The 26,125-nt window shown below is 44.9% G+C and carries 16 protein-coding genes; 13 read left to right on the top strand and 3 right to left on the bottom strand.

Features of this window, described 5'->3' with window-relative positions:
* Position 1: 1 nt before the first annotated feature.
* Entirely contained in the window at positions 2–904 is a 903-nt protein-coding gene (locus BUR42_RS17855) for a serine hydrolase (protein ID WP_074240801.1), read from the top strand.
* A 38-nt stretch (positions 905–942) separates the two neighbouring features.
* Here BUR42_RS17855 and BUR42_RS17850 read toward each other — a convergent pair whose 3' ends face one another.
* Complete coding sequence (locus BUR42_RS17850; RefSeq protein ID WP_074240800.1) at positions 943–2,961, bottom strand: glucosidase family protein; 2,019 nt, start codon at positions 2,959–2,961, stop codon at positions 943–945.
* A 131-nt stretch (positions 2,962–3,092) separates the two neighbouring features.
* Between BUR42_RS17850 and BUR42_RS17845 the strand changes: the two genes are divergently transcribed.
* On the top strand, positions 3,093–3,608 hold the full coding sequence (locus tag BUR42_RS17845; RefSeq protein ID WP_074240799.1) for a GNAT family N-acetyltransferase: 516 nt from the start codon (positions 3,093–3,095) through the stop codon (positions 3,606–3,608).
* A gap of 208 nt (positions 3,609–3,816) precedes the next feature.
* On the opposite strand, the gene BUR42_RS17840 is transcribed toward BUR42_RS17845, so the two are convergent.
* Both BUR42_RS17840 and BUR42_RS17835 read right to left on the bottom strand, forming a co-directional pair.
* Positions 3,817–4,395 carry a YdeI/OmpD-associated family protein gene (locus tag BUR42_RS17840; protein ID WP_074240798.1) on the bottom strand — a complete coding sequence of 193 codons (579 nt, stop codon included), beginning with the start codon at positions 4,393–4,395 and terminating at the stop codon, positions 3,817–3,819.
* A 4-nt stretch (positions 4,396–4,399) separates the two neighbouring features.
* Positions 4,400–4,813 carry a VOC family protein gene (locus BUR42_RS17835; protein ID WP_074240797.1) on the bottom strand — a complete coding sequence of 138 codons (414 nt, stop codon included), beginning with the start codon at positions 4,811–4,813 and terminating at the stop codon, positions 4,400–4,402.
* Positions 4,814–5,006: 193 nt separating this feature from the next.
* Between BUR42_RS17835 and BUR42_RS17830 the strand changes: the two genes are divergently transcribed.
* The 11 genes from BUR42_RS17830 to BUR42_RS17780 all read left to right on the top strand — a co-directional run bounded on the left by BUR42_RS17830 (position 5,007) and on the right by BUR42_RS17780 (position 26,063).
* Positions 5,007–7,517: an alpha-amylase family protein gene (locus BUR42_RS17830; protein ID WP_074240796.1), complete on the top strand. Its 2,511-nt coding sequence runs from the start codon at positions 5,007–5,009 to the stop codon at positions 7,515–7,517.
* A gap of 553 nt (positions 7,518–8,070) precedes the next feature.
* A complete protein-coding gene (locus BUR42_RS17825) occupies positions 8,071–11,301 on the top strand; it encodes a SusC/RagA family TonB-linked outer membrane protein (protein ID WP_084185682.1) in 3,231 nt (1,076 codons plus the stop codon).
* Positions 11,302–11,312: 11 nt separating this feature from the next.
* Positions 11,313–12,833 carry a SusD/RagB family nutrient-binding outer membrane lipoprotein gene (locus tag BUR42_RS17820; protein ID WP_074240795.1) on the top strand — a complete coding sequence of 507 codons (1,521 nt, stop codon included), beginning with the start codon at positions 11,313–11,315 and terminating at the stop codon, positions 12,831–12,833.
* Between the two features lie 27 nt (positions 12,834–12,860).
* Complete coding sequence (locus BUR42_RS17815; RefSeq protein ID WP_074240794.1) at positions 12,861–14,393, top strand: DUF5689 domain-containing protein; 1,533 nt, start codon at positions 12,861–12,863, stop codon at positions 14,391–14,393.
* Between the two features lie 135 nt (positions 14,394–14,528).
* Positions 14,529–15,092, top strand: a complete 564-nt coding sequence (locus tag BUR42_RS17810; RefSeq protein WP_159442299.1) for an RNA polymerase sigma factor — start codon at positions 14,529–14,531, stop codon at positions 15,090–15,092.
* Between the two features lie 70 nt (positions 15,093–15,162).
* Positions 15,163–16,275 (top strand): FecR family protein, encoded by a 1,113-nt coding sequence (locus tag BUR42_RS17805; RefSeq protein ID WP_074240792.1) that lies wholly within the window; start codon positions 15,163–15,165, stop codon positions 16,273–16,275.
* A 288-nt stretch (positions 16,276–16,563) separates the two neighbouring features.
* Positions 16,564–20,079: a SusC/RagA family TonB-linked outer membrane protein gene (locus BUR42_RS17800; RefSeq protein ID WP_159442298.1), complete on the top strand. Its 3,516-nt coding sequence runs from the start codon at positions 16,564–16,566 to the stop codon at positions 20,077–20,079.
* 5 nt (positions 20,080–20,084) lie between these two features.
* The gene (locus tag BUR42_RS17795; protein ID WP_084185680.1) at positions 20,085–21,536 is read left to right on the top strand and encodes a RagB/SusD family nutrient uptake outer membrane protein; all 1,452 of its coding nucleotides are present in this window, start codon (positions 20,085–20,087) and stop codon (positions 21,534–21,536) included.
* 11 nt (positions 21,537–21,547) lie between these two features.
* The gene (locus BUR42_RS17790) at positions 21,548–23,053 is read left to right on the top strand and encodes a redoxin family protein (RefSeq protein WP_074240790.1); all 1,506 of its coding nucleotides are present in this window, start codon (positions 21,548–21,550) and stop codon (positions 23,051–23,053) included.
* Positions 23,054–23,138: 85 nt separating this feature from the next.
* Positions 23,139–24,608: a TlpA family protein disulfide reductase gene (locus tag BUR42_RS17785; protein WP_074240789.1), complete on the top strand. Its 1,470-nt coding sequence runs from the start codon at positions 23,139–23,141 to the stop codon at positions 24,606–24,608.
* 141 nt (positions 24,609–24,749) lie between these two features.
* Entirely contained in the window at positions 24,750–26,063 is a 1,314-nt protein-coding gene (locus BUR42_RS17780) for an esterase/lipase family protein (RefSeq protein ID WP_143197508.1), read from the top strand.
* Positions 26,064–26,125 lie beyond the last annotated feature (62 nt).

Here is a 26,125-nt window from a genome sequence, read left to right as displayed (position 1 = left end):
TATGCGAAAAATAATCCTCTTGATCTTTCTCTATTTGCCTGCGCTTTCCCAGGAGCGTAAAACAGACCATAAACTGGAGAAAGCATTGGCCGAACTTACCCAGGGTTTTAACGGTACGGCCGGTGTATATGTACTCAATCTGAAAACAGGCAAATATGCTTCCCTCAACGGAGATACCATTTTCCCCACTGCGAGTATTGTAAAAGTTCCGTTACTGGTAGGCTTGTTCAGCAAAATTGAAAAAGGAGAGCTGGGCTGGCATCAGGCCCTTGTGTACCGCGATTCTGCTAAATACGGCGGCTCAGGATTGATGCAGTTCTTTAAGGACAGTTCTGCTACGGAGGTAAGTGTACTGGCTGCATTAATGATGGCTTACAGCGATAACACTACTTCTCTCTGGAACCAGCAACTGGCCGGCGGCGGGGAAGAGGTGAATAAATTAATGGAACAATATGGTTTAAAAGATACCCGGGTAAATTCCCGCACAAAAGGGCGGGAAGAAATAAGAAAGATCTATGGCTGGGGGCAAACCACACCCAGGGAGATGTCTGCCCTGGTAGCAAAGATCCATCGGGGCGAAGTGATCAGTAAAGCTGCCAGTGAAAGGATGTATAGATTAATGACGAAAGGATATTATGATGAACAGGCTATCTCGGAAGTGCCACCATATATACAGGTGGCCGCAAAGAGCGGATCTGTAAATGAATCCCGTTCTGAGGTGGTATTGGTAAATGCACCACATGGAGATTATGTGTTCTATGTAGGTACGAAAAATATTAAAGACCAACGCTGGGAAGCAGATAATGAAGCGGTGGTGATGATCCGTAAGATCTCTGCTTACCTGTGGAACTATTTTGAGCCTAAGAGTGGCTGGAAGCCGGCCTGGGATGTGTTGAGGAAATGATCTTAAAAGCCCGGAATGTATTCCGGGCTTTTTTTATTTTAAAGTTTTATTACCTGCGTGGCTCCTTCTCTGATCGTATACTTCTTCCCTTTTGCGGTGATCAAAAGCTTGCCGGTCCCTGCTCTTGCAACGTCCACATCAAACACATTCCCGAAAGCATTGATCTTGCGGAGTGCCATGTTGTTCCAGTCTTTGGGTAAACGTGGTGTGCATTCAAATGTATTGAATCCTGTAGGGCGGATACCAAAGAGCCCTTCTATATAGATCCGGCAATACAAACCGCTTTCTGCAGAGAGGTGACGCTGGTTGCCTTCAGGATATGCTTCTACGGGATAGGGAACATGTTCTCCCAGTAAGCGGCGGCGGGAATAGTAGCGGATAAAGTCCATCGCTTTTTCTGTTTCGCCGGCTTGCAGTACACCACGTAAAGCATACAGGGTAGAGCGGTCCCAGAAAGTTCCTTTTCCTGCTTCGGTGGCTAATCCATCTGCTGTCCATAATCTTGGTGAGAAGAGGGCATTAATGGTACCTTCTTTCCTGTCCATAATACCAACAGTTAAAGGCAGGCAGATCCATGCTCTCAGTACTTCCAGGTTTTCATGATAGCGGTAGGTGGCAAAACCTTCGATCGTACCACCAAAATATTTTTCTATGTTCCCACGTAATATTGCGGCTTGTTTTAAATAAGCTTCGGTAGGTTTTCCCAGGAGGCGGCCCAGCATGGCTGCAGAGCGTAAGGCATCATAATATAATGTATTCGTGGAAAGATTTGCCTTACCTGCGGAGAAGCGGTTTTCCAGTTCATCGCTATCTGAATTTACCACACCCTGTTCATTGATCTTGCGGCGGCTGTATTCCAGGCACCATTCTATCAAAGGCCATAATACTTTTGCGGAATCAATATTACCAAAGGTCATGGCGTAACGGGAGGCGCCATATGCAATCATGGCCTGATCCCCACGGTCCTTTGCACCATGCCAGTTAGCATCTCCTTCTGCAACAATGGAACTGGGGATAGGTTTATAGGCAGGGTTCATGTATGCCGCGAAATGACGATAGGCATTCATGGCAGAGAGGTTCCCTCTTTCATCTCCCAGGTAGGCAAAGAAAGGATTAATGTATTCCGCCTGGTCGTTTGCCCAGATCGCCGCATAATAAGCTAAACCACCGGGGCCATGCATGTAGCCGCCTTTGGTTTTGAAGATACTTTCTGTGGCGCGCAGTTTGGCAAAAGCGAAAGCAGTATTTAATATTTTATCAGGTGTTTCGAGTTGGAGCTTATCGTCCAGGCTGGCTACTCTTGCTGCGCGGGCCGTTTCTTCCTGTTGAGGATTTATGGCGCTGAGAGATTGCGGGGTGTCTGACGCCAGGTAGAATATGCTGAAGCTGGCAGATCCTCCGGGGGCTACTGTTTGTGTACCATCATTTACAGAACCAACAATCATACTGTGCTGCTGACCTTTGCTTCTATTTGCATCTGTTCTTACTTCTTTCCTGAGGTACTCCATGTAAACATTCACCGGTTGGTCTGTGATGTTCTTTATCACAAATGTTTCCAGCACCAGGGGTTTGTCTGTTGATGGGAATATTGTACGTTCCACATTTACCAGGGCAGGCGTTCCGGCCTGTGCGCTGATCTTCATAATACCTTTGTGGCTGAAGCTTTTGATATTATAGGAAAGTTCACCTGTGCGGCCGGGACCATTCTTTACCAGTTGCAGGTTAATGAGGCGGTTGTTCACATATAACCTGGGCAGGTCACTGTCTGAAAAGGAATAGCTGATATGAGAGCGGGTGGCATCGGGTAATAAGCGGAAGGTGGGGAATACCACGGTGCGGAAGATGTCTGATCTGCCAACGCTGTCCAAACCATACCGTACCCATACAGATACTTTTTCGCCACTCATTTCAATGTGATCAGTATGTGGAAGGCGGTCTTTCACTTCCCAACGGATGCTGCCATCTTCCTGGATGGCCCATCTATCCTGTGCGCTGACGAGGAGTCCGTTACATAATACAATAAATAAAAAGATCGGCTTTGCAGACAGCAGTTTCATGCGTGTAGTTTTATGATCAATGAATAACTGCTGACGTGGAGATAATGATGGCGAACAAGATAGAAGAAAATTGGAGATTTTTTAAGGGAATTGGGATATATTTATTAGGCATACATTTAACCTAACGACATATGGCCTCCATTATCAAAGCAACATTGGAAAACCTTGCCTTAATAGCCGATATCGGTAAAAGAACGTTCATAACATCTCATGGCCACAGCGCACCGCCGGAAGATATAACGAGGTATGTGGAGGAGAAGTTCAGCGGGGAAACTTTGAAAGCAGAACTCAGCGATACCAATAATATCTTTCACCTCATTTACCACGATCAGCAACCGGCGGGTTATTCAAAGATCATCCTCAATGCTTCGCATCCTGCTATTCAATTAAAGAATGTTACCAAACTGGAGCGGTTATACCTGTTGCAGGATTTTTACAACCTGAAGCTGGGGTATCAATTATACCAGTTCAATGTTGATCTGTCGCGGAAGAGTAAACAGGCAGGTATGTGGTTATTTGTGTGGAAGGAAAACCACCGGGCGATTGATTTCTATATGAGGGCAGGATTTGAGCCAATAGGGAGTTTTGATTTTCAGATCTCGCCTACGCATGCTAACCCTAATCATCATATGTTCCTGCGGTATTAATACCAGCGTCAAACGCGAGCCCTATCTTGAGCCTATGTCAAGCCTATGTCAAGAATCGGATAGGCTGAGTATCAATTACTTAGAAGATGCCGTTTTTTTACTATACGACTCCCGGGGAGAAGCGCATATTTGCAGGATGAAGATCATTCCTGCTTAGCCTATACCGGGCCGTTCTGCTTTGGAACGGCTCTTTTGCAAAGGTAATTCATTAATGATTTGCCTTCACATTCTCCGCAGCCAGTTCCACCGTTTGCAATACACGCCGCTGCCTGGTTTCAGGTTTTTTAGCTTTGGCTATCCATTCCAGGATCACGCGCTTGGAAGAAGGAGCAAAGGCATCGAAGTTCTTAAAGGCTTTTTTATTCCTGTTAAATAACTTTTTCAGATCATCCGGAACGATGGTATCCTGTGCGGCTGCCAGTCCATCCCAGGTCCCTGTTGCTTTGGCGAGGTCTATCATGGCCTGGCCGGCTGGCCTCATCAATCCCTGTTCCGTCATACGGGCAACCCTTTCGCGGTTTGTTTTGCTCCAATTGCTTTTGGGTTTGCGCGGGGTGAAGGATAAGTAAAAACTTTCTTTATCCCTCTTGAGTGCCTTACTGTCTATCCAGCCGTAGCAAAGAGAATGCTCGATGGATTGTGCATAGTGTACGCTGGGTGTTTTACTTTTCTGGTGATAGATGATGAGCCATACTGCTTTTTCTTTCGTGCCATGCTTTTCCAGCCAGTTCCGCCAATCTTTGACGGAACGGGCGTGGAATGCAGGTATGCCGTGTACTTTTTCCATGTCTTTATTTTTTAATGGAGTTGAACACTTCCAGGTAATGCGGGTTGTACATAATGCCCAGGATGTTTCCGAAAGGGTCCAGCACGGAGGCTGTTACAAATCCGGCACCACGTTGAATGATGGGTTCGTATGCGGTAGCGCCGAGTTCCAGTAACCTGTCCAGGGACTCTTCGATATTGTCCACATGCCAGTAGATGATCTCTCCGCCGGGTGTGGTAGCTGAACCTTTTGGTTTGTACTGTGCATCAATAAGCCCTAATTCATGCTGGTAGTCCCCCACACGGAATTCTGCATAACCTGGTTTATTGAAGTAGGGTGCTATGCCAAATAATTCACTATACCATTGAATTGCTGCTGCGTGGTCTGCTGCATAATAACTTACTGTTGCGAAACCTCTTAATGGATGTTTGTTTGCCATGATGTTTTTGTTTTATTGTTTTAACAAAGGTAAAAGTGGCTTGTGACAGCCCTGTGTCAGGGGTATAAAACTATTTTACAACAAAAAGGAAGCCATCTGCCGGAGGCACTGTTTAAAAACAGCTACAAAAGAGCAAAATAGTATCCCCGCTGCCCCCTGAAAGGATTTAATTTACGGTACATCTTTATTGTTTATGATTAAAAGCATAATGCTAGCGGTTTTTATAACTGTACCTTCTCTTCTGCATGCACAACAGATCGTTCTAAAGAATGATCTGATCAAAAGAACATTATCATTTGATGGAAAGGTGTGGCGCACCACAGCCTTCTCTGATATTAAAGGAGATAAACAGTTATCTGTGAAAAGCGAGGAGGTAAATATTTTGCCGATGAATGAGGATAGAACGTATTCCATTTCAGATTTCCGGGCAAGCGGCAAACCTGCTGTGTTCACAAACAAAGACACGAATTTCATTATTATTCAATACCAGGCTTTTACTAAAACAGCAGCCATACCTGATCTGCTGCGGATCAAATACTATCTGGTGAAAGGCCAACCCTATACCCGTAAAACCATCACGCTGGCATATAAGAAAATGGCTACGGTAGACCGTTTGGAAGTAGAACGTTTTATCACAGATAAAAAAGCTGAAGGCGGAGGAAGGGGAGAACCGGTGTTCATCAACGATCAATGGTTCACAGGATTGGAATACCCGGCCGGTTACAGCAGGCATACAGATGGTAATACGCCAAAGGACTATAACCGTTATTATGAAAAAGTGGGGAACTATAGTTACATCGATCTGGAAGGGAGGGATATAGAACCAAATGCACAAAAGGGGCTGGTGCGCCTAATGCATTTTCCAGGGTATACGCAGTCCAATTTTCAGATAGAAAGTAAAACAGCAGTGATGGGTGTAGTGCAGGAAAGAGAAACGGCCGGTACTGCATTTACACATTACATGACTACGATGTGGAAAGCACCAAGGTCTTTCCTTCATTTTAATAATTGGTTTGAGCCACAGGCAAAAGACCTTAAAGGTGATGGCTTACTGAACATCTGGCGTTCCTTTAAAGAAGCGATCACACCATATGGCGTAAAGATGGATGCGATGGTGGCAGACGATGGCTGGCAGGACAGGAAGTCTATCTGGGAGCCTTCCAGGCAATATTTCCCCAATGGTTATGAAGATGTGAAAGTATTAAGCGAGCGGCTCAGCAGCGAGGGCGTTGGTTTCGGTTTATGGCTTTCTTTAAATGGTTATACCAATAATATCGATTGGGGTGTGGAACATGGTTATAAGGAAGCGAAGCGAAATAAATATTTTTCCCGGTATGGCCGGAACTACAGCCTGTCTGCCACAAAGTATAAAACAGAAGTGCTGGAGAAGGTCCCTGCCATTGCCAAACAGGTGAACGCGCTTTATTATAAACACGACTTCAATGTATTAAGTGATACAGATGAAGGGAATAATCATCCTGCAACAGACCGTCATGGGCACGAGGCAACGCTGGATGCAGCCATTGAAATATTGCTGGCCACCCGGAAAATGAATCCGGGGATTTATCAGAACCTCACTAACTGGGTATGGTTTTCTCCCTGGTGGCTGATGTACAGTGATTATTTATGGATGTTGGCAGGAGATGATGGTACCAATGGTAACTGGCCGGAGATCTCTACGCGTGCCATGGCATCTACAGACAGGGATACTTACATCTGGCGTATGTTTGGTAATCCGGCAGACCGGCCGCTGGTTCCGGTATCGCGATTAATGACGCATGGCATTATTAAGAACAGCCGGGGGATGATGGAAAGTAAAGAAGATAATGTACAGGACTGGGCAGAGTATGTATTGATGCATTACGGCCGGGGTACTTTGCTGAAAGAATGGTACATCTCTCCATCCGTGATGAAACCGGAAGATTGGAAAGCCTTGTGTACAGTGGATGGATGGGCGAAGGAACATTTAGGGGCATTGACCAATACCGTATTTGTGGGTGGCCGGCCGGATGAAGGAAATGCTTATGGATATATTGGCTGGGATGGTGAAAAGGGAGTGCTGGTAGCCAGGAATACACAGGCAGCATCTCAGAAACTGATCATTCCTTTTGATCAGTCCGTTGGATTTAAAGGTATGGCCGGGCAATCTTATAAAGGCAAAGTGGTATTTCCTTACCAGGATGTTTACCCCCTTACTTTCACTGCCGGGAAGAATATGGAAATTGAATTGCCGGGATATGCTACGTTGGCCCTTGAATTTGAAAAGGGAAAGTCCCTGCCTTCGGCGAAACCTGTTCCAGGGATCCGCTTCACTGTTAATAATGGAGTGGTTCGTGCAGAAGTGCCGGCGGATGTGAAAGGCAGATGTGATCTGCTGGTGATCGGCCGTCCGGAATCGCCATCCGTAAAGATCAATGGGGATACGGTAAAGGTACAACGATCCAACAAAGGGAGGCTGAATAACTTTGCGGGTTATGCAAAGTCCGGTATGCCCAGTGAAAAAGCTGCACCGTGGACTATGCTCTCTTTTGACCTGCTGCCTTATGCAGGCAAAAGCATCACGATTGAATTCAGTAAAGCCGCAGGGTTTGAAAGTTATATACTGGCAGAACGGTTGGTGCATACGTCGGAGCCAGTGAGCGGCAATAATATATTATGGACTATTACAAATGACACCAGGCGGCAGACGGTACGGATATTCTGACAGCCTGTCCCTCATTAGATAAGTTTCATTTCCTTCCTTCCTCACCGGGTAATAGTGGGGAAGGATTCTTTTTTATATTTATAAATACATTGATAAACAGTTGCTTGTTTATGAACTAACCTGTTGTGTACCTGCCTTTCATTGTGTTTCATATCTGGTTACGATTAATTAATTCTAATTTAATTTTGTTTAATTTCGTTTTATCTCTATATTAGCATCATCCCTTTTTCCACGGATTTTAGAAGTTTCATTAGCAAGGATTTTTTCAACCACGTAAACTAAAACCAAAATCATTAATACCATGAACAAACGATGTTGCTATGCAGCACCATGAATGCCGTAAGGCCCACGTATCGCTATTTTCCAATCATTCGTCAAATTTTCCATGTTAGTGAATTGCACTGCTTAATTTCCCTGAAAGCATCTTAAACATAATATAAGCTTAATATAGGGTTAAGTAAGGCTTATTTACTTTTGCGCAAGAAAAAAGTAATCAACTGAAACCTGTATATCAACCTAATGCAAGGTTATAATTACATTAAATACATTGTGAATGAAACAATTCTTCCTACTTATCACCGGCCTGCAATTGTGTGTCTATAGCACATCAATTGGCAAGTCTACAGTAAAAGACCCTACCACTCCAATACTCCGGTCTTCCGCAAGATCTGCTGAGGATATTGTAGTGCGTGGTAAGGTAACCGATGAAAACGGACAGGCTTTGATCGGCGTTAATATTAAACCAAAGGATGGCTATAAAGGAACTGTTACAGATGCAAAGGGTAATTATACCCTCACTGTTTCCGGTGCAGGTACAGAGATCACTTTTTCTTTTATCGGTTATATCAGTCATGTTGCTACTGTAAAAACAACACAGGTACTGAATGTGCAATTACTGCCGGATCCTAAATCATTGGGTGAAGTAGTGGTAACCGCATTGGGTATCAAACGTGATGAAAAAGCGTTGGGTTATTCTGCCACCGTTGTAAAAGGGGAGCAGTTAACAGATGCATTATCCAATAACTGGACGGATGCATTGTCCGGCAAGATCGCGGGTGTGAACCTGATCAGGTCTAACAGTGGCCCTACCGGTTCCAACAGGATCGTTCTCCGTGGAGAGAACAACCTGGATGGTAACGATGAAGCGCTGATTGTTGTGGATGGAGTGGTGATCAACCAGGGTAGCGGCCGCCGCACTGCCATTGGTGGTGAATCCACTTATGGTACCAGCAGCGACAACATGCCTGCGGATTATGGTAGTGGTTTGAATGACATCAACCCTGAGGATATTGAATCCATTACGGTGTTAAAAGGACCCGGCGCTGCTGCCTTGTATGGTCAACGTGGTGCGAATGGTGCATTGATCATTACTACAAAATCAGGTAGCAGCAAAAGGAAGGGACTGGGTGTTACTTTCAGTTCCAATGGTTCTTTGGAAACGGTGAACCGCTGGCCTGACCTGCAATATGAATACGGACAGGGTACAGAAGGAATGGATTATTATTCCTATGGAACCACAGCGGATGGTGCCAGCACCAGCGGTACCAGCTCTGCTTACGGACCAAGGTTTGATAAGGACCGCAAGTTCTTCCAGTATGATCCGGTAACACAAACGGTGGGTAAAGAAAGGACCCCCTGGGTACCTTATACCAATAAAATAAACAAGTTCTTCACTACTGCCGGAACATTAACTAATACAGTGAGTGTGGATGGTGGTACGGATAAGACCACTGCACGTTTTTCATTCACCAATGTAGCTAACAAGTGGATATTGCCTAATACAGGTTATGACCGTAATACCGTATCCCTGTCTGTAAATTCCAAAGTGAATGATAAGCTCCAGATCTCTTCAAAAATAAACTATACTAACAAGAGCAGTGATAACCTGCCGGGAGCAGGATATGGAAATCAGTCCATCATGTACTGGTACATCTTCTGGCAACCCAATGCAGATCCGGATTGGTTAAGGAATTATTGGGCAAAGGGAGCGGAAGGTAAAACCATTAAATATCCCTTCAGTACTTTCCCTGAGAATCCTTATGCGATCTCTTATGAGTTCCTCAATGCCTCAGACCGTAATGGTTTAACAGGTAATGTGCAGGCAGCCTATAATTTTACGAAAGAGTTAAGCCTACAGGTAAGGACTTCCGTAGATTTCGGATATGAGCAACGTTCTCAAAGCCGTCCTTTTGATGCGGGAGCTAAACTTCCTTTTGGTAGTTACCGTACGCAGAATATCTTTTCCATGGAACGCAGTACAGACTTCCTGTTGAGATATAATAAGAAGGTAGGGGATTTTGAGTTTTCTGTTACAGGAGGAGGAAGTGCGCTGCGGAATAATTATAACAAAGATGAAACACGTGCGGATTCTCTCGTGATCCCCGGTATCTTCTCCTTTGCTAATAGCGCAGGGCCATTGATCACTATACCGAACAGAAGTAAATACGCGATCAACAGTTTCTATGGTTTGATCTCCGGCGGATATAAGAACTTCCTTTACTTAGACCTTACAGCCCGCCAGGACTGGAATAGCGTACTGGCCACACCAGAGCGTACCGAGAATTCGGGATTCTTCTATCCATCTGCCAGTGCGAGTTTCATTGTGTCTGAAGTAGTGAAATTACCCGCATCGGTGGATTTTGCAAAACTGCGGTTTTCTGCATCAGGTGTTGGTAGCGGTGGTACAACCCCTTACTTTACTTCCTATTATTATGATCCTGTAATAGGATCTGATGGGGAATTAAGTAACCCAACCTTATTGGCCAATGGTAACCTGGTGCCGCTTAAAACGGTTACGTATGAAGCAGGTGCTGTGCTGAAAATGTTTAAGGGCCGTTTAGGTGCTGACCTGGCTGTTTATTCAGGTAATACCCATAACCAGATCATAAAACGGAAGCTGGACCCAGCCTCCGGTTACGCTGAGTCTGTTATCAATGCCGGTGTGGTGAATAACAAGGGTATAGAGCTGGGTTTAAACGGCACACCCGTACAAACTAAAAACTTTAAGTGGAGTACAAATGTGGTATTCTCTGCTAACCGTAACCGTATCAAATCCCTTCCGGACAGTTTCATTGTACTGAGAACAGGCCCTATTGCGGGTGGTTCAATTGTAGCAACTGTTGGTGGCAGCATGGGTGATATGTATGGAAGAGGATATCAGCGTGCTCCGGATGGCCAGATCATCTACGATGCCAGAACCGGTTTTGCAAAGATCACTGAAGGCATTGTGTATCTCGGAAATACCGCGCCTAAATGGAAGCTGGGATGGACGAATGAATTCTCTTATAAACAATTCCGCTTTACTTTCCTGTTTGATGGCCAGTACGGCGCAGTTGCACATTCTTTAATGAACTATAAACTCGCGGAACAAGGTAAAACAAAGATCACGCTGCCGGGAAGATATAGTGGTATGATCGGTAATGGTGTTATGGATGATGGAAGCGGGAAGTTTGTGAAAAATACAGCGCTCGCTACGGATATAGATGAGTATTACCGTTCACATTACGGAGCAGATAATGCAGAGGGAAGTACATTCTCTACAGATTTTATCAAATTCAGGGAAGCGCGTGTAGAATATGGTTTTTCGCCGAAGCTGATAAAAAAGCTGCGTCTGCAAAAGGCAGTACTTGGATTCTATGGTCGTAACTTATTCATATGGTCTCCATGGCCGATGTTTGACCCTGAATTCGGTACAATTAGCGATACGGGCATCGTACAGGGTTTTGAGACGGCTCAATTCCCATCTACCCGTTCATTCGGATTTAACTTAGTTCTTGGCTTCTAATCAGAAAAACAATGAAGATTATATATAAGATCACAGGTGTTGTGTTGATGCTCGGTCTGTTCGTGACGTCTTGTACAAAAGATTTTACGAAGATCAATACCAATCCAAATGCTTCTCCGGAAGCATTGCCTGCGCAGCTTTTGAGGCCGGCGCTGGTAAAGACCCTTACCGTTAATATGTTGCGCAACCGTAACTTTAATAACGAGTTAATGCAGGTAACGGTAGATGCAAGTGATGCAGAAGGAAAAGTTTTCAGGTATGATTACCGTGCCAGCTGGTCAGACTACCTGTATAACGGCTGGTATCTTCAACTGACCAATTTCAAGGAGATCTATAAGATTGCCAGCGATTCAGGTTTGAATTACAACAGGTCCTACTCTGGTATTTCCCTGGTTTGCCAGGCATGGATCTATTCTATGCTTACGGATACCTATGGAGATGTGCCTTTTTCCGAATCAAACAGGGCAAAGGAAGATAGTATTACCGAACCTAAGTTTGATGCGCAAAAGGATATATACCTGGGGCTCTTTAAGATGCTGGATACCGCCAATACTTTGCTGACAACCGGTACCGCTATCGATGGAAGCGCCGATCCGGTCTATAATGGAAATATCAGCCTTTGGCGCAGATTCTGCAATTCCCTGCAGTTAAGATTACTGATGCGGGTTTCCGGTAAAGCAGAAGTAGCGCCGATGGCCATCGCAAAGATCAAAGAGATCGTAGATACCAGGGCCAGTACTTATCCTATTATGACAGACAGTAGCCATTCCGCTATTCTGAGATGGACGGGTGCGGGATTACTTGTTTCGCCATATGTGGGTGGAGTAAGGGAACAGGATTTCAGAACGCCGGGGCTGGCCAGTTTCTTTATTGATAACCTGGTGGCCTGGAGCGATCCAAGGATCAGCATACCGCTTCCCTGGGGTAACGGTACTTTTAACAGATGGGGTATTTCACCGGCTTCCGGTGCATACCTGGGAATTCCAAGTGGTTATGCCCCTGGAGAGAACCCACCTAAAAAAGCCTATTTCTTATCCAATACCTCTGCCGTTTCCATGCAAACAGAACCGCTGGCCGGACAGATCATGAATACAAGTGAGGTGAAATTCATTCTTGCAGAGGCTGCGTTAAAGAAATGGATCAATGGTTCTGCCGGTACCTTCTATAATGCAGGCGCCAGGGAAAGCATTAAAATGTGGCTGCCTAACTGGAACCTGGATATCCAGACCTTCCTGGCGGCTGCCGATATTGAATGGGAAGAAGGTTTAACGGATGATGCCAAAATGGAGCGGATCCATTTGCAGAAATACTATGCGCTTTTCCTCGCAGATCTGCAACAGTGGTTTGAATACCGCCGTACAGGTCACCCTGTATTACCTAAGGGTGCCGGTTTACGGAATAATGGTGTAATGCCTGCAAGGATGACCTATCCCGTGCTGATCCAGTCCACCAATCCTACCAATTATAAACTTGCTGTAACCGCACAGGGACCAGATCAGATCTATACACAGGTGTGGTGGCAAAAACCGTAATAGTTGTTAATTATCAAAAAAAGTACAATGAAAAGTATAACAATATATTCCTTCTTTTTGCTGTCCCTGTGCCTGTTCATGGGATGCGAAAAATATGGCAACTATCCGGGAGGGGAGATCAGTCCTTATATAGCGATCTACGATATCAGGGGTATGTATAAGGGGGCCGACCTTACCCTTACCAAAGAGAATATGCTTGGATCTACCAAGCTTTCCGCCATGGTGGTTTCTGATTTTGCCGGTGGTAATATGGTGGAAGGTTTGCTGATAGTACAGGACAAACGCCGTTTGAATGAATTGCGCGGGATTGCGATACCATTGGGGGCAGATGCTGCTAATTATACATCCGGTGATTCCCTGATCATTGAAATGGAAGGTAAAGTGCTGAAAAAAGTAGATGGCAGGATGCTGATCACCGGTGTTACAACAAAAGATATTAAGAAAGTATCTTCCGGAAATGCTATTCCTGCACCACGGGTACCGGCTCATTTAATATTGGCGAACCCCGGGAAATATGAAAGCACTTTAGGTGTTATTGTAAAAGGTGGTTTTGATCCCTTACCTGTTCCGGGAGATGTATTTTCAGGTGTGAAAACACTCAATGACGGTTTCGCTAATATTCCACTGGTATCAGATGCGGATGCTGAATTTGCAAATACCTCGCTGCCTATCATGGCTAATTATTATGGGATCGTTTATGTAAAGCCTACTCCTAAATCTGATTCACTTGGTGTGGATTTCCGCATACGCAGATCTGCGGATGTTAAAATACTGAGCGCTGTTGTAGACATTCCGTCTGTTGTTATCACAGGTCTGATGACGGATGTGAAAGGCGGAGATGGTAACTATGAGTATGTGCAGTTCATGGCAACAAAGGATATCAACTTTGCCCTGACACCCTATGCCATGGTGGCTACCACCAATCCCAATGCCGCTATCCCTACAGGTTATCCTGCCCAGGGATGGGCTACCGGGCAGCAACGAACCTATAAGATCAATATCACGACAGGTACTGTTGCCAAAGGTGCTTTCTTCTATGTAGGCGGTGCGGGCAGAATGATCAACGGTTCAGGATCTACTGCTATTCCTGCCACTAAATGGGTGAGGGGCCTCAACTACACCACTACTGACGGAGATGGCTTTGGTACTAAAACAGGTGGTTTGTTTGCCAACAGTGGTAACGCTACTGGTGTGGCTATATTTGAAGGCATCAATGTTACCGTAGATTCCAAACCGGTGGATGCCATGTTTGTGAACGGAGGAGGTAGTTTATATACGCCAACACCCACTCCGCAAGGATATAGAATCCCGAACAGCGACTGGTATGATATCAAGAATCCTATCACGCTGGAAGACCAGCCTTATTACAGGGCAGGTACCAATACCATGTTCGTTCCTTATCTTACAGCAGACCAGGGTTATTTCTACCTGCTGGGCGGTGAGTATAGCATACCACTGGCAAAATGGACAAAAGCCAGGACGCAAAACTACATTACACTGGAAAAAACGTCTACTCTCGCTGATATTGAAGGGGTAGGTGCTTTTGTACTGAAGCAATAATTTTCTCTATCTATCATCATAAAAGGGTTACTCTGCATAGAGTAACCTTTTTTTTTTGCTACTTTTAAGCCTGAATCAACCATTTACTGCCAGGGGGACAGGCTGATGTATGAAAATTTAGATAACGAGAGGGACTTGCTCCGCCTGTTGGCACAGGGAGACGAAAACGCATTTCAGCAACTCTTCAGGCATTACTGGAGCCAGGTATATGGTGCTGCGCTCCGGCTTACAAAATCTCCGGAACAGGCCAGGGACCTGGCGCAGGATATTTTCCTCAAGGTGTGGCTGAACCGTACTAAAATGGAGGAGGTGCGTAATTTCCCAGCCTTTTTATATACCATCAGCCGCAATCTCATTCACGATCATATTCACAACAAGGTTTTCAGGGAGTCCAATACGGAATTCCTGCAATCCTACTTTACCTATACCGAAAGCACTCCCCAGCGTTTACTGGAAAACAAAGAACTGGGCCGGCTTTTGCAGGATGCGGTGGATACTTTGCAACCGCAATTGAAGCAGGTATTTACATTGGGCCGGCTGAAAGGGTTCAAACATGAAGAGATCGCGCAACAGTTGAAGATCACCCCGCTTTCCTCTAAAGTTTATATGGTGAGGGCTTTGATGGCCATCCGGAAATACCTGGAAAAACATGCAGACAAACTGGTATTCCTGTTTGGTTTCCTGCTGATTTCATATTAAGAATAATTTTTTTTAAAAGGAATGTTCTCCTTTTTCCCTTTCACCCGTCATTATATGTAATACCACCAAAATGCAGGATTTTAAAATATTGTTTCAGAAGTACCTGGATGAAACCATCAGCCCGGAAGAATTTGCGCAATTGGAAGCATTTATCCGGAACAATTACCCTGCGCAGGAGGCAGAAGTTCTGTGGGGTGAGGTATTGGCTAACAGGGTGTATGCTGCAGATGCAGAACATGATCTGGATGCGATATTTAAAGATATTACAAAACGCAGGCCTGTACGCCTGGGTTGGATAAAATATGCTGCCGCGGCAGCCATTATTGTTTTAGTGGTAACGGGGGGGCTTTACCGTTTTTCCCAGCCATCGCCTGAAGCGAAAACATTGGCGGTGCAGGATGTTGCGCCGGGAGGTAACAAGGCCATGCTCACGCTGGCAGATGGATCTGTGGTTACATTGGATAGTACAGGGAACCAGGTGATACAACAGGGTGGCATAGCTGTAAAGCAGGCCGGGGGCCAGTTGATATATGACGGTGGTAGTAATGAGGGTGTGATCAGTTTTAATACCCTTACCACTCCAAAAGGCGGCCAGTTCCAGGTAAGATTGTCCGATGGCACCAGGGTGTGGATGAATGCCGCCTCCACATTACGTTATCCTACTACGTTTAGTGGTCGTGAAAGGAAAGTAGAGGTAACGGGGGAAGTATATTTTGAAGTAGTGAAAGATGCGGCCAGGCCTTTTGAAGTGCAGGCCGGGAATATGAAAGTGGAAGTGCTGGGCACGCATTTTAATATTAATGCTTATGATGGATTGAGTACTACATTATTGGAAGGTGCTGTGAAGGTAAGCGGTTTGCAGAACGGTAAACATGTGATACTGCAACCGGGCCAGCAGGCACAATTGTCTGATGATATTAAAGTAGTGGGCAATCCTGATGTTGATAAAATAATGGCCTGGAAAAATGGTCTCTTCAATTTTGAAGGCGCCAGCTTCAAAGAAGTGATGCAGGAGCTGGAACGCTGGTACGATATTGAAGTGGTATATGCAGGCGGTGTGCCGGATATCCGCTTTGGCGGGGAATTGAGCAGGAATAAAAGTTTAGCGGGATTAATAGAAGCGCTGCGGGATGCCGAGGTCCATTTTGAGATCAAAGGCAGGCAGCTGATCGTAAGGAAATAGGGAAAATACACTTATCATATATGGAACATTAGTCATGAGCTGGTGGTACTGAAAGTACCGCTACAGCAATCTATTGCGTAAGATCAACCATTAAAAAAAAGAGGCCGGCGTGTTTGCTCCACTCCGGCCGAATTGCCTGGCTGATCCCTATCGACACCTGTTAGAAGTCAATTATTTACCAACCACACAATGCAATTTATGCAAAAATCTGCTATCAGGCCCGGGTGGGCTATGACCGGGAAATGCCGGTCTGCAGGCCCGCGGGCTCTAACCAAAATCTTGTTAGTGATGAGACTGACCGCTTTTTTACTTACGGTTGTTTTTCTGAGTGCGCACGCTAAGGGATCGGGGCAATCTGTTACACTTTCCGGAAAAGATGTTTCCTTAAAGAACATTTTTTCTACCATTAAAAAACAAACTGGCTACGTGGTTTTTTATAACCGCGACCTGCTGGAGGATACCCGCCCTGTTTCATTGACTGTTAAGGACCTTCCGCTGGAGGGCTTCCTGAAGATCGTGCTGCAGGACCAGCCGCTGAATTTCCGTATCGATGGGAAGGATATCATCCTTTCCCGCAAACCTGTGTTGTGGAAACCTTCGGGCATAGTATTGATAGATGTGCGTGGAAGGGTAACAGATGATAAAGGAACACCATTGCCGGGTGCCACCGTGCGGGTTAAAAATACCAGCAACACCGTTACCACTGGTCAGGATGGAACGTTTGAGGTAAAAGGATTACGGGGTAAAGCCGTGCTGATCATTTCTTTTATTGGTTATAAAACGAAGGAAGTGTATACTGAGGAAGGCAGTGTCCTGAACATACAACTGGAACTGGCGTCTGAAGCATTACAACAGGTAATGATAACCGGTTATCAAACTATTTCCAAAGAGCGCGCTACGGGTTCTTTCACAACCGTAGGCAAAGAGATGCTGAGCAAACGGCCGGTATCTAATATATCTACTGCATTGCAGGGCTTAGTAGCAGGCATGCAGGCAAAAGAAAATGAAGATGGGAGCATGAGCTTCCTCATTCGCGGTAACACTACTTTGTATGCAGACAGGAGGCCTTTAATTGTAGTGGATGGTTTCCCGATAGCCAGCAGCGACTTCTCTGATATTAATCCCAACGATGTAGAGTCTGTAACGGTATTAAAGGATGCAGCAGCTGCTTCCATATGGGGGGCGCGTGCAGCGAATGGTGTGATCGTAATTGTTACCAAAAAAGCAAGAACAGGTGGCAAATTACAGGTGAATGCGAGTGCCTTTACCCGGATCTCCAAAATGGTGAACCTTGACCAGGTGCTTACACAAGCCAACTCAGCAGATCAGGTAGCATACGAGCGGAAGGCTTTTGATAATAGCTGGTTCTTTATTCCATACGCAGGCGGTTTTACAGATGTCACCAATTCGCTGACGCTGGCACAGGAACTTTTGTTTGCCAATAAGAACGGACAGATCAGCACGGCAGATATGAATGCAGGGCTGGACCGTTTAAGCAAAACCAGTAATCGTTCCCAGATCAGGGACCAACTCATGCAAAGGGCCATCCTTAACCAGTATAATGTAAGCCTGCAGGCAGGAACAGACCGTACTAAAACATACGCTTCCGTGATGTATGAAAGTGAAAAAGGTGCTTACAAGGGAAATAGTTCCAATCGTTTTAACATCAATCTGAACAATGATTTTAAACTTACAAATTTCCTGAACTTTAATATCGGTGCTAATCTGCAATATAGAAAACGTGAAACCAGCGGGGCTACTATTTCCGAGATACAGGACCTCTCTCCTTATGAAATGTTGCTGAACGCAGATGGTAGTTATGGTACAAATCTGAAAACCTATAACAGGGAACAACTGGCACTTATACCTTTTAATAAGTTCCCTTATTCAGACTGGTCCTACAATCTGCTCCGTGAGGTTAACAGCAGAAAGCTAAACAGTGAAGCCCTCAATGCGAGGATACAGGCAGGGCTGAATGTGAGACTGTTGAAGGGGCTCACCTTTGATGCTAAATTCCAGTATGAAAGAGGTAAAACAGACTATGCGGATTTTTATAGTGAGAATAGCTTCTATGCCCGGAGTTTAATAAATACACTTACAGAGTATAACAATAATACCAAAACAGTGGGGCGCTCCTTCATTCCTAAAGGCGGTATCCTGAAACCACGCACGTTTACAGATGCCAGTGGCCGCCAGTTTGATCTGAGTAATACCAACCTTGAAAGTTATCTGTTACGTAATCAACTTAGCTTTGACAGAACATTGGCGGGAAAACATGGCATATCCGTTATTGCAGGTATGGAATTGTCCCAGACCACGAATACCACGCAGGCCAATCCTTATATATATGGATATTTTTCTGATAAGCTTCAGGCTACCGTACCACCTTATGGATATGGAAGTTCGCTTGATCTGCTGACGAATTTCATCGGGAGCACTGCTACTGTTCCGGGAGGAAATACTGTATTGGGCTGGGAGCGGAACAAGTTTGTTTCTTTTTACGGCAATGCCTCTTACACTTACAATCACAAGTATACCCTTTCAGGTAGTGTAAGAAGTGACGCATCGAACTTTATTACAGATGACCCGGCATTGCGCTGGTCGCCTCTGTGGTCTGTAGGCGCCAAATGGAATGCGAAAGAAGAAGATTTCATGAAAGATGCGGACCTGTTTGACCGCCTGGAACTTCGCCTTACCTATGGTAAGAATGGGAATGTAGAAAGGTCTACTTCCACCAAAGCATTACTGAATGTGGGTTCCAGCCTGAATGCAAATACCGGCACCATCACTGCTACCATAGCAGATAATGGTAATCCGGGCCTGCGTTGGGAGAAAACAACCAGTACGAACCTGGGGATCGATTTTGCCATGTTGAAGAACAAACTCTTTGGATCCATAGATATCTATAATAAAAAAGGAGAGGGGATCATCGGTAATATCGCATTACCTGCAGCTTCCGGCACCACTATCCAGAAATTCAATAATGCTGGCATCACCAATAAAGGGATTGAACTGACCCTGGGGGTAAACCTGGATATACCGAATACACCTGTTCGTTACACCACCTCCTTTAACTATGCTTACAATCATAACAGGATCAACAGTCTTTATAGTCCTTCCCTGTATGTGTACCAACTGATAGCCGGAGAGTTTGTGGAGGGGCGTCCGGTGAATGCATTGTATTCCTTTACTTACAAAGGCATGAAGGATGGTATTGCGCAAGTGCAAGGCCCTAAAGGAACTTTACAATCATTCAATGATGTGGCCCTGTACAACCGTGGGTTGGGATTGCCATTCCTGAATTATGAAGGTACCACCACGCCTCCGCATACATTGGGTTGGGTGAATACGATCCAGGCATACAACTTTACGTTAACGGCGATCTTTGTTGGAAAGCTGGGTGGGGTTTACCGTAATCCCGGATTTAACTATTCAGCCACTATCGGTTCTGGTAAGGTGTTCGTGAACAAATATGTGAATGATGTACTGGCAGGCAATCCTGATATTCCGGGTTTTGCAAATCCCAATGAAACAAAACTTTACCTGTGGGACCGTTATGCGCCGGCATTGAGCAGCCTGGTTGAAAGTTCTTCTTATATAGAATGTAAGGAACTCACGCTGGATTATAATTTGCCAAGGAAACTTACCCGTACCATGCATATCGATAACCTGAAGATTTTTGCACAAAGCAGGGACCTGGGCCTCATATGGCAAGCCAATAGCAAAGGCTATAATCCTGACTGGCTGCCGGGTACAAACAGACCTGTGCAGACGTATACATTTGGTGTAAACCTTCAATTTTAATTATTATGAAGCTATATATAATTACAGGGATCATCCTATTGGCCGGATGTAAAAAATACCTGGAAGAAGAACCGAAGAAACAGGCCAGCATTCAAACTGTTACGCAGCTGGAAGCTTTGGTGGACAATGCGCCTATTTTTTATGAAGAGGCAGATATAACTTCGGTATACTCTACTGATGATAATGAAATAACAAAAGATCTGTATAAGAAGAACCCTGGTGCATTTACTATTGATAACATGCAATATTATGTTTTCAGTGTGGATGGATTGGTAGGTGCGGCTGCCGATGCATTATGGAATGCCGAATTCAAGAAGATCTTCACGGCTAATCTTATTCTTGCCAATATTGAGAATGTAACCGGAGATCAGGCAGTAAGGGCCCGGGTAAAAGCAGATGCTTATTTTATACGGGCTTATTCCTATTGGGTGCTGGTGAATCATTATTGCGCGCCTTATCTGGAGGCTAATATGAACAGCATGGGATTGCCTATCAAAAATACCATTGATTATACTGGTTCTCTGAAAAGGGCCACGTTGAAGGAAACCTATGATTTCATACTCGCTGATATAGCAGAAGCAAAGAAAACGGCATACGATGATGTTGATCCGCGTCGTGCCTGGCGGGTAAGCCAAAAAGCGATCTCTGCATTTATGAGCAGGTACTATCTGTTCACAGGAGATTATGATAAGAGCATTGAGGAGGCGAATAAAGCGCTTGCCACCACAACCGCCAAACTGGTGGATTATAAAACATTGATCCCAGGCAGATCTATTACCTATGCCAACCCGGCCGTTACTTTAAACTATAATGAACTGAATGATTGGGTGGCGGCTAAGTTCCTGTATTGGTCTGAGTTTTATTATACACGGTATATCTATAATGGTTCACAGTGGTTCATACCTAGTGCTGCTTTGCTGGCATCTTATGATCAGGCGAATGACCTGCGTTATAAAAACCTGATGATTCCGAATGGCGGCAGAAGATTTAGTGTAGTGGAGCCGGCTACATACCGTTATACCATGTTCAGCGATGGCAGGAATGCGCCGTCGGGGCCTACAGTAGCAGAAGTGTTGCTCAATAAAGCAGAAGCACTGGCGCGTAAGAATGAAGCAGGAGCAGCCATGGATGCAGTGAATATACTGCGGTTAAAAAGAATGAGCACCTATATTGCTTTAGCGGCTACTGACAAAAATGATGCTATCAAAAAGGTACTGGAAGAAAGAAGAAGGGAAATGCCCTTTGTGATGCGTTGGTATGATATCCGCCGGTTCAGCGTGAACGATCATCCTGCAGACGATATTGCCGTAACACGCGATTTCTTTAATGTAAGCATCACCGGTATAGATGTGAATACACCTAAAACATATACGCTGGACAGTAAACGTTATCTCCTTCCGCTCAATGGTGTTGAAATAGATGCCAGTAAAGGACAACTTACGCAAAACCCTTATTAAAATATTTATTTATGAAAAGAATGATCATTCTCGTACTCTTATTTCCTCTTCTTGCGGTAGCACAGATGAAGGAGCCTACTCTTGTTACAGATAAAGCAGAACTGGCTAAACTGATCGCCGCGGTAGAAGCAACGCCGGATAGTTTGAACGTACACGAAGCCTATACAAAAGCAGCAGGCGTGAATACACCTGCGGTGGTGGCGCAGTATGAAAAGTGGATGAAGAAATTTCCGCGTTCTGCCATGGTACCTTATGGTATTGGGCTTGCGTACATTAACAGGGAGAATCCCAAAGCAAAACCTTATTTGCTGAAAGCAGTAGCTATTGATCCTTCCTTTACGGAAGCATGGGGTAATCTGTGGACGGATGCACAACGCTGGGGTGATTTTAAAGGCGGGCAGGAATATCTGCGGAAAGCAGCAGAATCTGATCGTTCCAATGCCGCTTATGCTTTTTATTATGCCAATTCTTTTAAGGATGATGATGCGAAAAGGGAAGCCATGATCTTTGACCTGGTGAAACGTTTTCCTGACAACGAACGCGGTGCACAGGGATTGTATTGGCTGGCAGTGGATTCAAAGGATGCTGCCTATAAAGTGAAAATATTTGAAATGCTGAAAAGTAGCTATTCTCCTGCAAAATTCGGCTGGTCACGCAGTGGTATGAGTTCTTACTATGATGTTTTACTGGATACCGATCCTGCAAAGGCCCTTTCGCTGGCAGAAGACATGGTGAAGTTCAAAAGTGAGGAAATGAAAGGATGGGATGATCAGCTGACGATCGCACAAAATGTAGTAGCGGTAAAAAAACTGATCGCAGAGAAAAAAGGTGATGAAGCTTTGGCGCTGATCAGTAAAATAAAATTACCACGTTACTTTGGATTTAACACGGGCCTTGCCATTTTAAAAGCAGAAAGTATTGCTGTATCCGGTAATAACCAGGCAGCTTACGACAGCCTCATTGTATATTTTTCCAAAACACCGGAGGTGGAATTGAAAGGTGCGCTCAATACTTATGGTGCTAAACTGGGTAAAGATGCTGCACAGGTGGAGGCAGATATCTGGAAAAGGCTGGATGCCATTTCCAAACCTGCCACTCCTTTTACTTTGAAGCGTTATTTAACACCTGGTAAAGCTTCTTTATCTGATTACAGAGGTAAGGTAGTGTTGCTGACATACTGGTTCCCTGGCTGTGGGCCCTGCCGTGGGGAGTTCCCGCATTTTGAAAATGCGTTGCGTAAATTCAAAGGCAAACCTGTTGATTACGTAGGAATTAATATCGTTTCTGAACAGAATGATTACGTAATTCCTTTTATGAAAGGCAGCGGATATACTTTTACACCGCTTGAAGAAGAAGAAGGAAGGGCCAAAGGAAACATGGATAACAGGAGGGCAGCTCCTGTAAATTTCCTGATAGATGCAGAAGGGCGCCTCATCTTTAATGATTTCAGGATCGATGGAAAGAATGAGGATAAACTGGAAATGATGATCAACCTGCTGTTGAACAGGAAAGCATAATTAACTTTTTATTAGCCTTTTTCTCAGGGTCGTTCTGTTTGGAACGGCCCTTTTTTGTTTAAATTTAATTGACCTAAATATTGTTATGAAAAGGATCGTTATTATTCTATTCTTATTCCCTCTTTTTGCAGTTGCGCAAGTAAAAGAATTGGTCGCCGCTATTGAGGCTGCTCCTGATAGTTTGCGGCTGCATGAAGCGTATATCAAAGCAGCTGGTTTAAGCACGCCGGTTGTTGTGGCACAATATGAAAAATGGATGAAGCAGTTTCCCCGTTCCGCCATCGTTCCATATGCTATCGGCAAAGCATATACCAATGCGGAAGATGCTAAGGCAAAACCTTATTTACTGAAGGCAGTGGCGCTCAATCCTTCTTTTACTGAAGCATGGGGAGATCTATGGGCAGATGCACAGCGCTGGGGAGATTTTTCGGGAGGCATGGAATACCTGCGGAAAGCAATGGAATCAGATCCCTCTAATGCGATGTATGCTTTCTACTATGCACATTCCTTTAAGCAAGATCACAGCAAATGGGAAACCATGATCTTTGATGTGGTAAAACGGTTCCCTGCAAACGAACGGGGCGCGCAGGGCCTCTATTGGCTGGCGGTAGATTCCAGGGACTCAGCTTATAAGGCGAAAATATTTGATACGCTGAAAAACAGGTATTCCCCGGAGAAGTTCAGCTGGTCCCGCAATGGTATGTATCCTTACTTTGATCTTTTGCTGGACATTGATCCTGCAAAGGCGGTTGCACTGGCAACAGAATTGGGGAACATGAAAAATGATGAAGCGAAAGAGTGGGCCGTTCAACTGACCACTGCACAGAAGGTATTGGAAGTAAAAAAACTAATAGCGGAGAAAAAAGGGGAAGAGGCATTTGCATTGATCAGTTCAGTGAAAGTACCATGGTATTTTGGTTTTAACGCGAGCCGGGAATTATTGAAGGCGGAATCTATCGCTTTATCAGGAAATAACCAGGCGGCTTATGATAGCCTGATCGTGTATTTCTCTAGAACACCGGAGGTGAAATTAAAAAAAGCACTCAGCGTTTATGGAACTAAATTAGGCAAGGGTGCAGCACAGATAGATGCAGATATATGGAAAAGACTGGATGCTGTATCAAAGCCAGCTACACCTTTTACTTTAAAACGTTATCTGCGTGCCGGTACCACCTCTTTATCTGATTACAAGGGGAGGGTAGTATTGCTAACATATTGGTTCCCTGGTTGTGGTCCCTGCCGTGGAGAATTCCCGCATTTCGAAAATGCACTTCGCAGGTTTCCAGGAAGGGCTGTTGATTATATTGGGATCAATATTGTATCTGAGCAGAACGATTATGTAATTCCTTTTATGAAAAGCAGCGGATATACATTTACGCCATTGGAGGATGTAAAAGGGAGGGCAAAAGGTAACCTGGATAATGGAGGAGGAGCTCCTGCAAATTTCCTGATAGATGGAGAAGGCCGTTTGATCTTCGGTAATTTCATGATCAATGCAAACAATGAGGATAAACTGGAAATGATGATAGAACTGCTGCTGAACAGGAAAGCATAATTAACTATTCATTAATAATATACTTAGGGCCGTTCTGCTTTGGGACGGTCCTTTTTCGTTTCATTAACAATTGATTAGCTTTAAGACAGGGGCTAAATGCTCTATATTGCCACCTTACTCCAAAAAAAATCATCAATGCTTGTGAAAAACTACCTCATCATTTTAGTAATGCTGTTAGCCATTGCCTGTAAAAAAGAGTCATCCCTCTCTCAGAAAGAAGAAGTGGCTAATGAAGCGGTAACCCCATTGGATAAAGCTATTCCGTTGCCAGCCGGCCATTCCGGCATGCATCGCAGTGGAGGGCATATTCCTATTATTATGGTACATGGCCTCGGGGGCTTCGGACCAGGAGAAATGGGCGGGCTTTATCATTATTGGGGCGGGCAGGACAATATTCCCCAATACCTTACCGGTAGCGGTTATCCTGCGTATGAGGCAAAAGTTGGCCCGGTAAGCAGTAACTGGGACCGTGCCATAGAATTGTATTACTATATTAAAGGCGGGTATGTGGATTATGGGAAATTCCACAGCAGCCATTTTGGGCATGCGCAAAAACGGGTACGTTATTTCCCCGGTATTTATCCGGAATGGGATGCAGCACATCCTGTGCATTTGCTGGGGCATAGCATGGGGGGCATTACCGTGCGTAAGCTGGTGGCGTTGCTGGAACAGGGCAATGCTGCAGAGAGAACAGATCCTGCACACGCGGATATTTTCAATGGAGATAAAACCGGTTGGGTAAGATCTGTTACTACCATCAGCACACCGCATAATGGCGCCACACTTTCCTATTTGTTGCTGGACGGGAATATTCCGTTTGTGCGTAAAATGGTTACCTGGGTGGCCGCGTTGGCAGGAATTGTTCCGGGAATTGAAAAGATCTACGATTTCAGCCTGGAACAATGGGGACTGGAACAACAACCCGGCGAAAGCTGGAATGCCTACGCGCAAAGGGTAGAGGACAGCGACATCTGGAGCACGGATGATTATTCCGGGCATGATGTTACACCGGAAGCAGCTGTAGCAGCCCAAGCCACAGAACCGGATTCCCGGAATGTGTACTATTTCTCTGTTACAACCAAAGCTTCTCTCCGTGGGCTGCTCACCGGTTGGGAATATCCCCGCCTGGATATGAACCCTGTATTAATGCCAATTGCTTTTCCCACACCGATACTGATGGGCCTTGGCAATTATACCCGTAATGTTCCCGGTAAGATTGTGATAGATTCCAAATGGTGGCCAAATGATGGGGCGGCCAATACTTATGGGATGAGTGGCCCGGCAGGCAGTGTCATCAGGCCCTACGATCCTGCAGTTCCACTGGAAAAAGGTGTGTGGAATGATGTGGGCGTATATAACGGGTACGACCATTTTGATGTGATCGGGATCGGTTATTTCTTCTCCGTAAGGCCGTTTTATACCAACATTGCCCGGCTGTTGAGCACAGTGGAGTAAAATTCATATGATTCTGTAAATTATTTATGTATTTTGGAATGTTAATACTATAAATAATTACA

Source organism: Chitinophaga niabensis (assembly GCF_900129465.1).
Taxonomy (GTDB): domain Bacteria; phylum Bacteroidota; class Bacteroidia; order Chitinophagales; family Chitinophagaceae; genus Chitinophaga; species Chitinophaga niabensis.
The sequence above is the reverse complement of the archived record's forward strand: the minus strand, read 5'-3'. Positions and strand labels throughout refer to the sequence as shown.

What these genes read in the sequence shown, in the direction of transcription:
- BUR42_RS17855 (WP_074240801.1), top strand. Translation starts at nt 2, where the DNA reads ATGCGAAAAATAATCCTCTTGATCTTTCTCTATTTGCCTGCGCTTTCC.
- BUR42_RS17850 (WP_074240800.1), bottom strand. Translation starts at nt 2,961, where the DNA reads ATGAAACTGCTGTCTGCAAAGCCGATCTTTTTATTTATTGTATTATGT.
- BUR42_RS17845 (WP_074240799.1), top strand. Translation starts at nt 3,093, where the DNA reads ATGGCCTCCATTATCAAAGCAACATTGGAAAACCTTGCCTTAATAGCC.
- BUR42_RS17840 (WP_074240798.1), bottom strand. Translation starts at nt 4,395, where the DNA reads ATGGAAAAAGTACACGGCATACCTGCATTCCACGCCCGTTCCGTCAAA.
- BUR42_RS17835 (WP_074240797.1), bottom strand. Translation starts at nt 4,813, where the DNA reads ATGGCAAACAAACATCCATTAAGAGGTTTCGCAACAGTAAGTTATTAT.
- BUR42_RS17830 (WP_074240796.1), top strand. Translation starts at nt 5,007, where the DNA reads ATGATTAAAAGCATAATGCTAGCGGTTTTTATAACTGTACCTTCTCTT.
- BUR42_RS17825 (WP_084185682.1), top strand. Translation starts at nt 8,071, where the DNA reads ATGAAACAATTCTTCCTACTTATCACCGGCCTGCAATTGTGTGTCTAT.
- BUR42_RS17820 (WP_074240795.1), top strand. Translation starts at nt 11,313, where the DNA reads ATGAAGATTATATATAAGATCACAGGTGTTGTGTTGATGCTCGGTCTG.
- BUR42_RS17815 (WP_074240794.1), top strand. Translation starts at nt 12,861, where the DNA reads ATGAAAAGTATAACAATATATTCCTTCTTTTTGCTGTCCCTGTGCCTG.
- BUR42_RS17805 (WP_074240792.1), top strand. Translation starts at nt 15,163, where the DNA reads ATGCAGGATTTTAAAATATTGTTTCAGAAGTACCTGGATGAAACCATC.
- BUR42_RS17800 (WP_159442298.1), top strand. Translation starts at nt 16,564, where the DNA reads ATGAGACTGACCGCTTTTTTACTTACGGTTGTTTTTCTGAGTGCGCAC.
- BUR42_RS17795 (WP_084185680.1), top strand. Translation starts at nt 20,085, where the DNA reads ATGAAGCTATATATAATTACAGGGATCATCCTATTGGCCGGATGTAAA.
- BUR42_RS17790 (WP_074240790.1), top strand. Translation starts at nt 21,548, where the DNA reads ATGAAAAGAATGATCATTCTCGTACTCTTATTTCCTCTTCTTGCGGTA.
- BUR42_RS17785 (WP_074240789.1), top strand. Translation starts at nt 23,139, where the DNA reads ATGAAAAGGATCGTTATTATTCTATTCTTATTCCCTCTTTTTGCAGTT.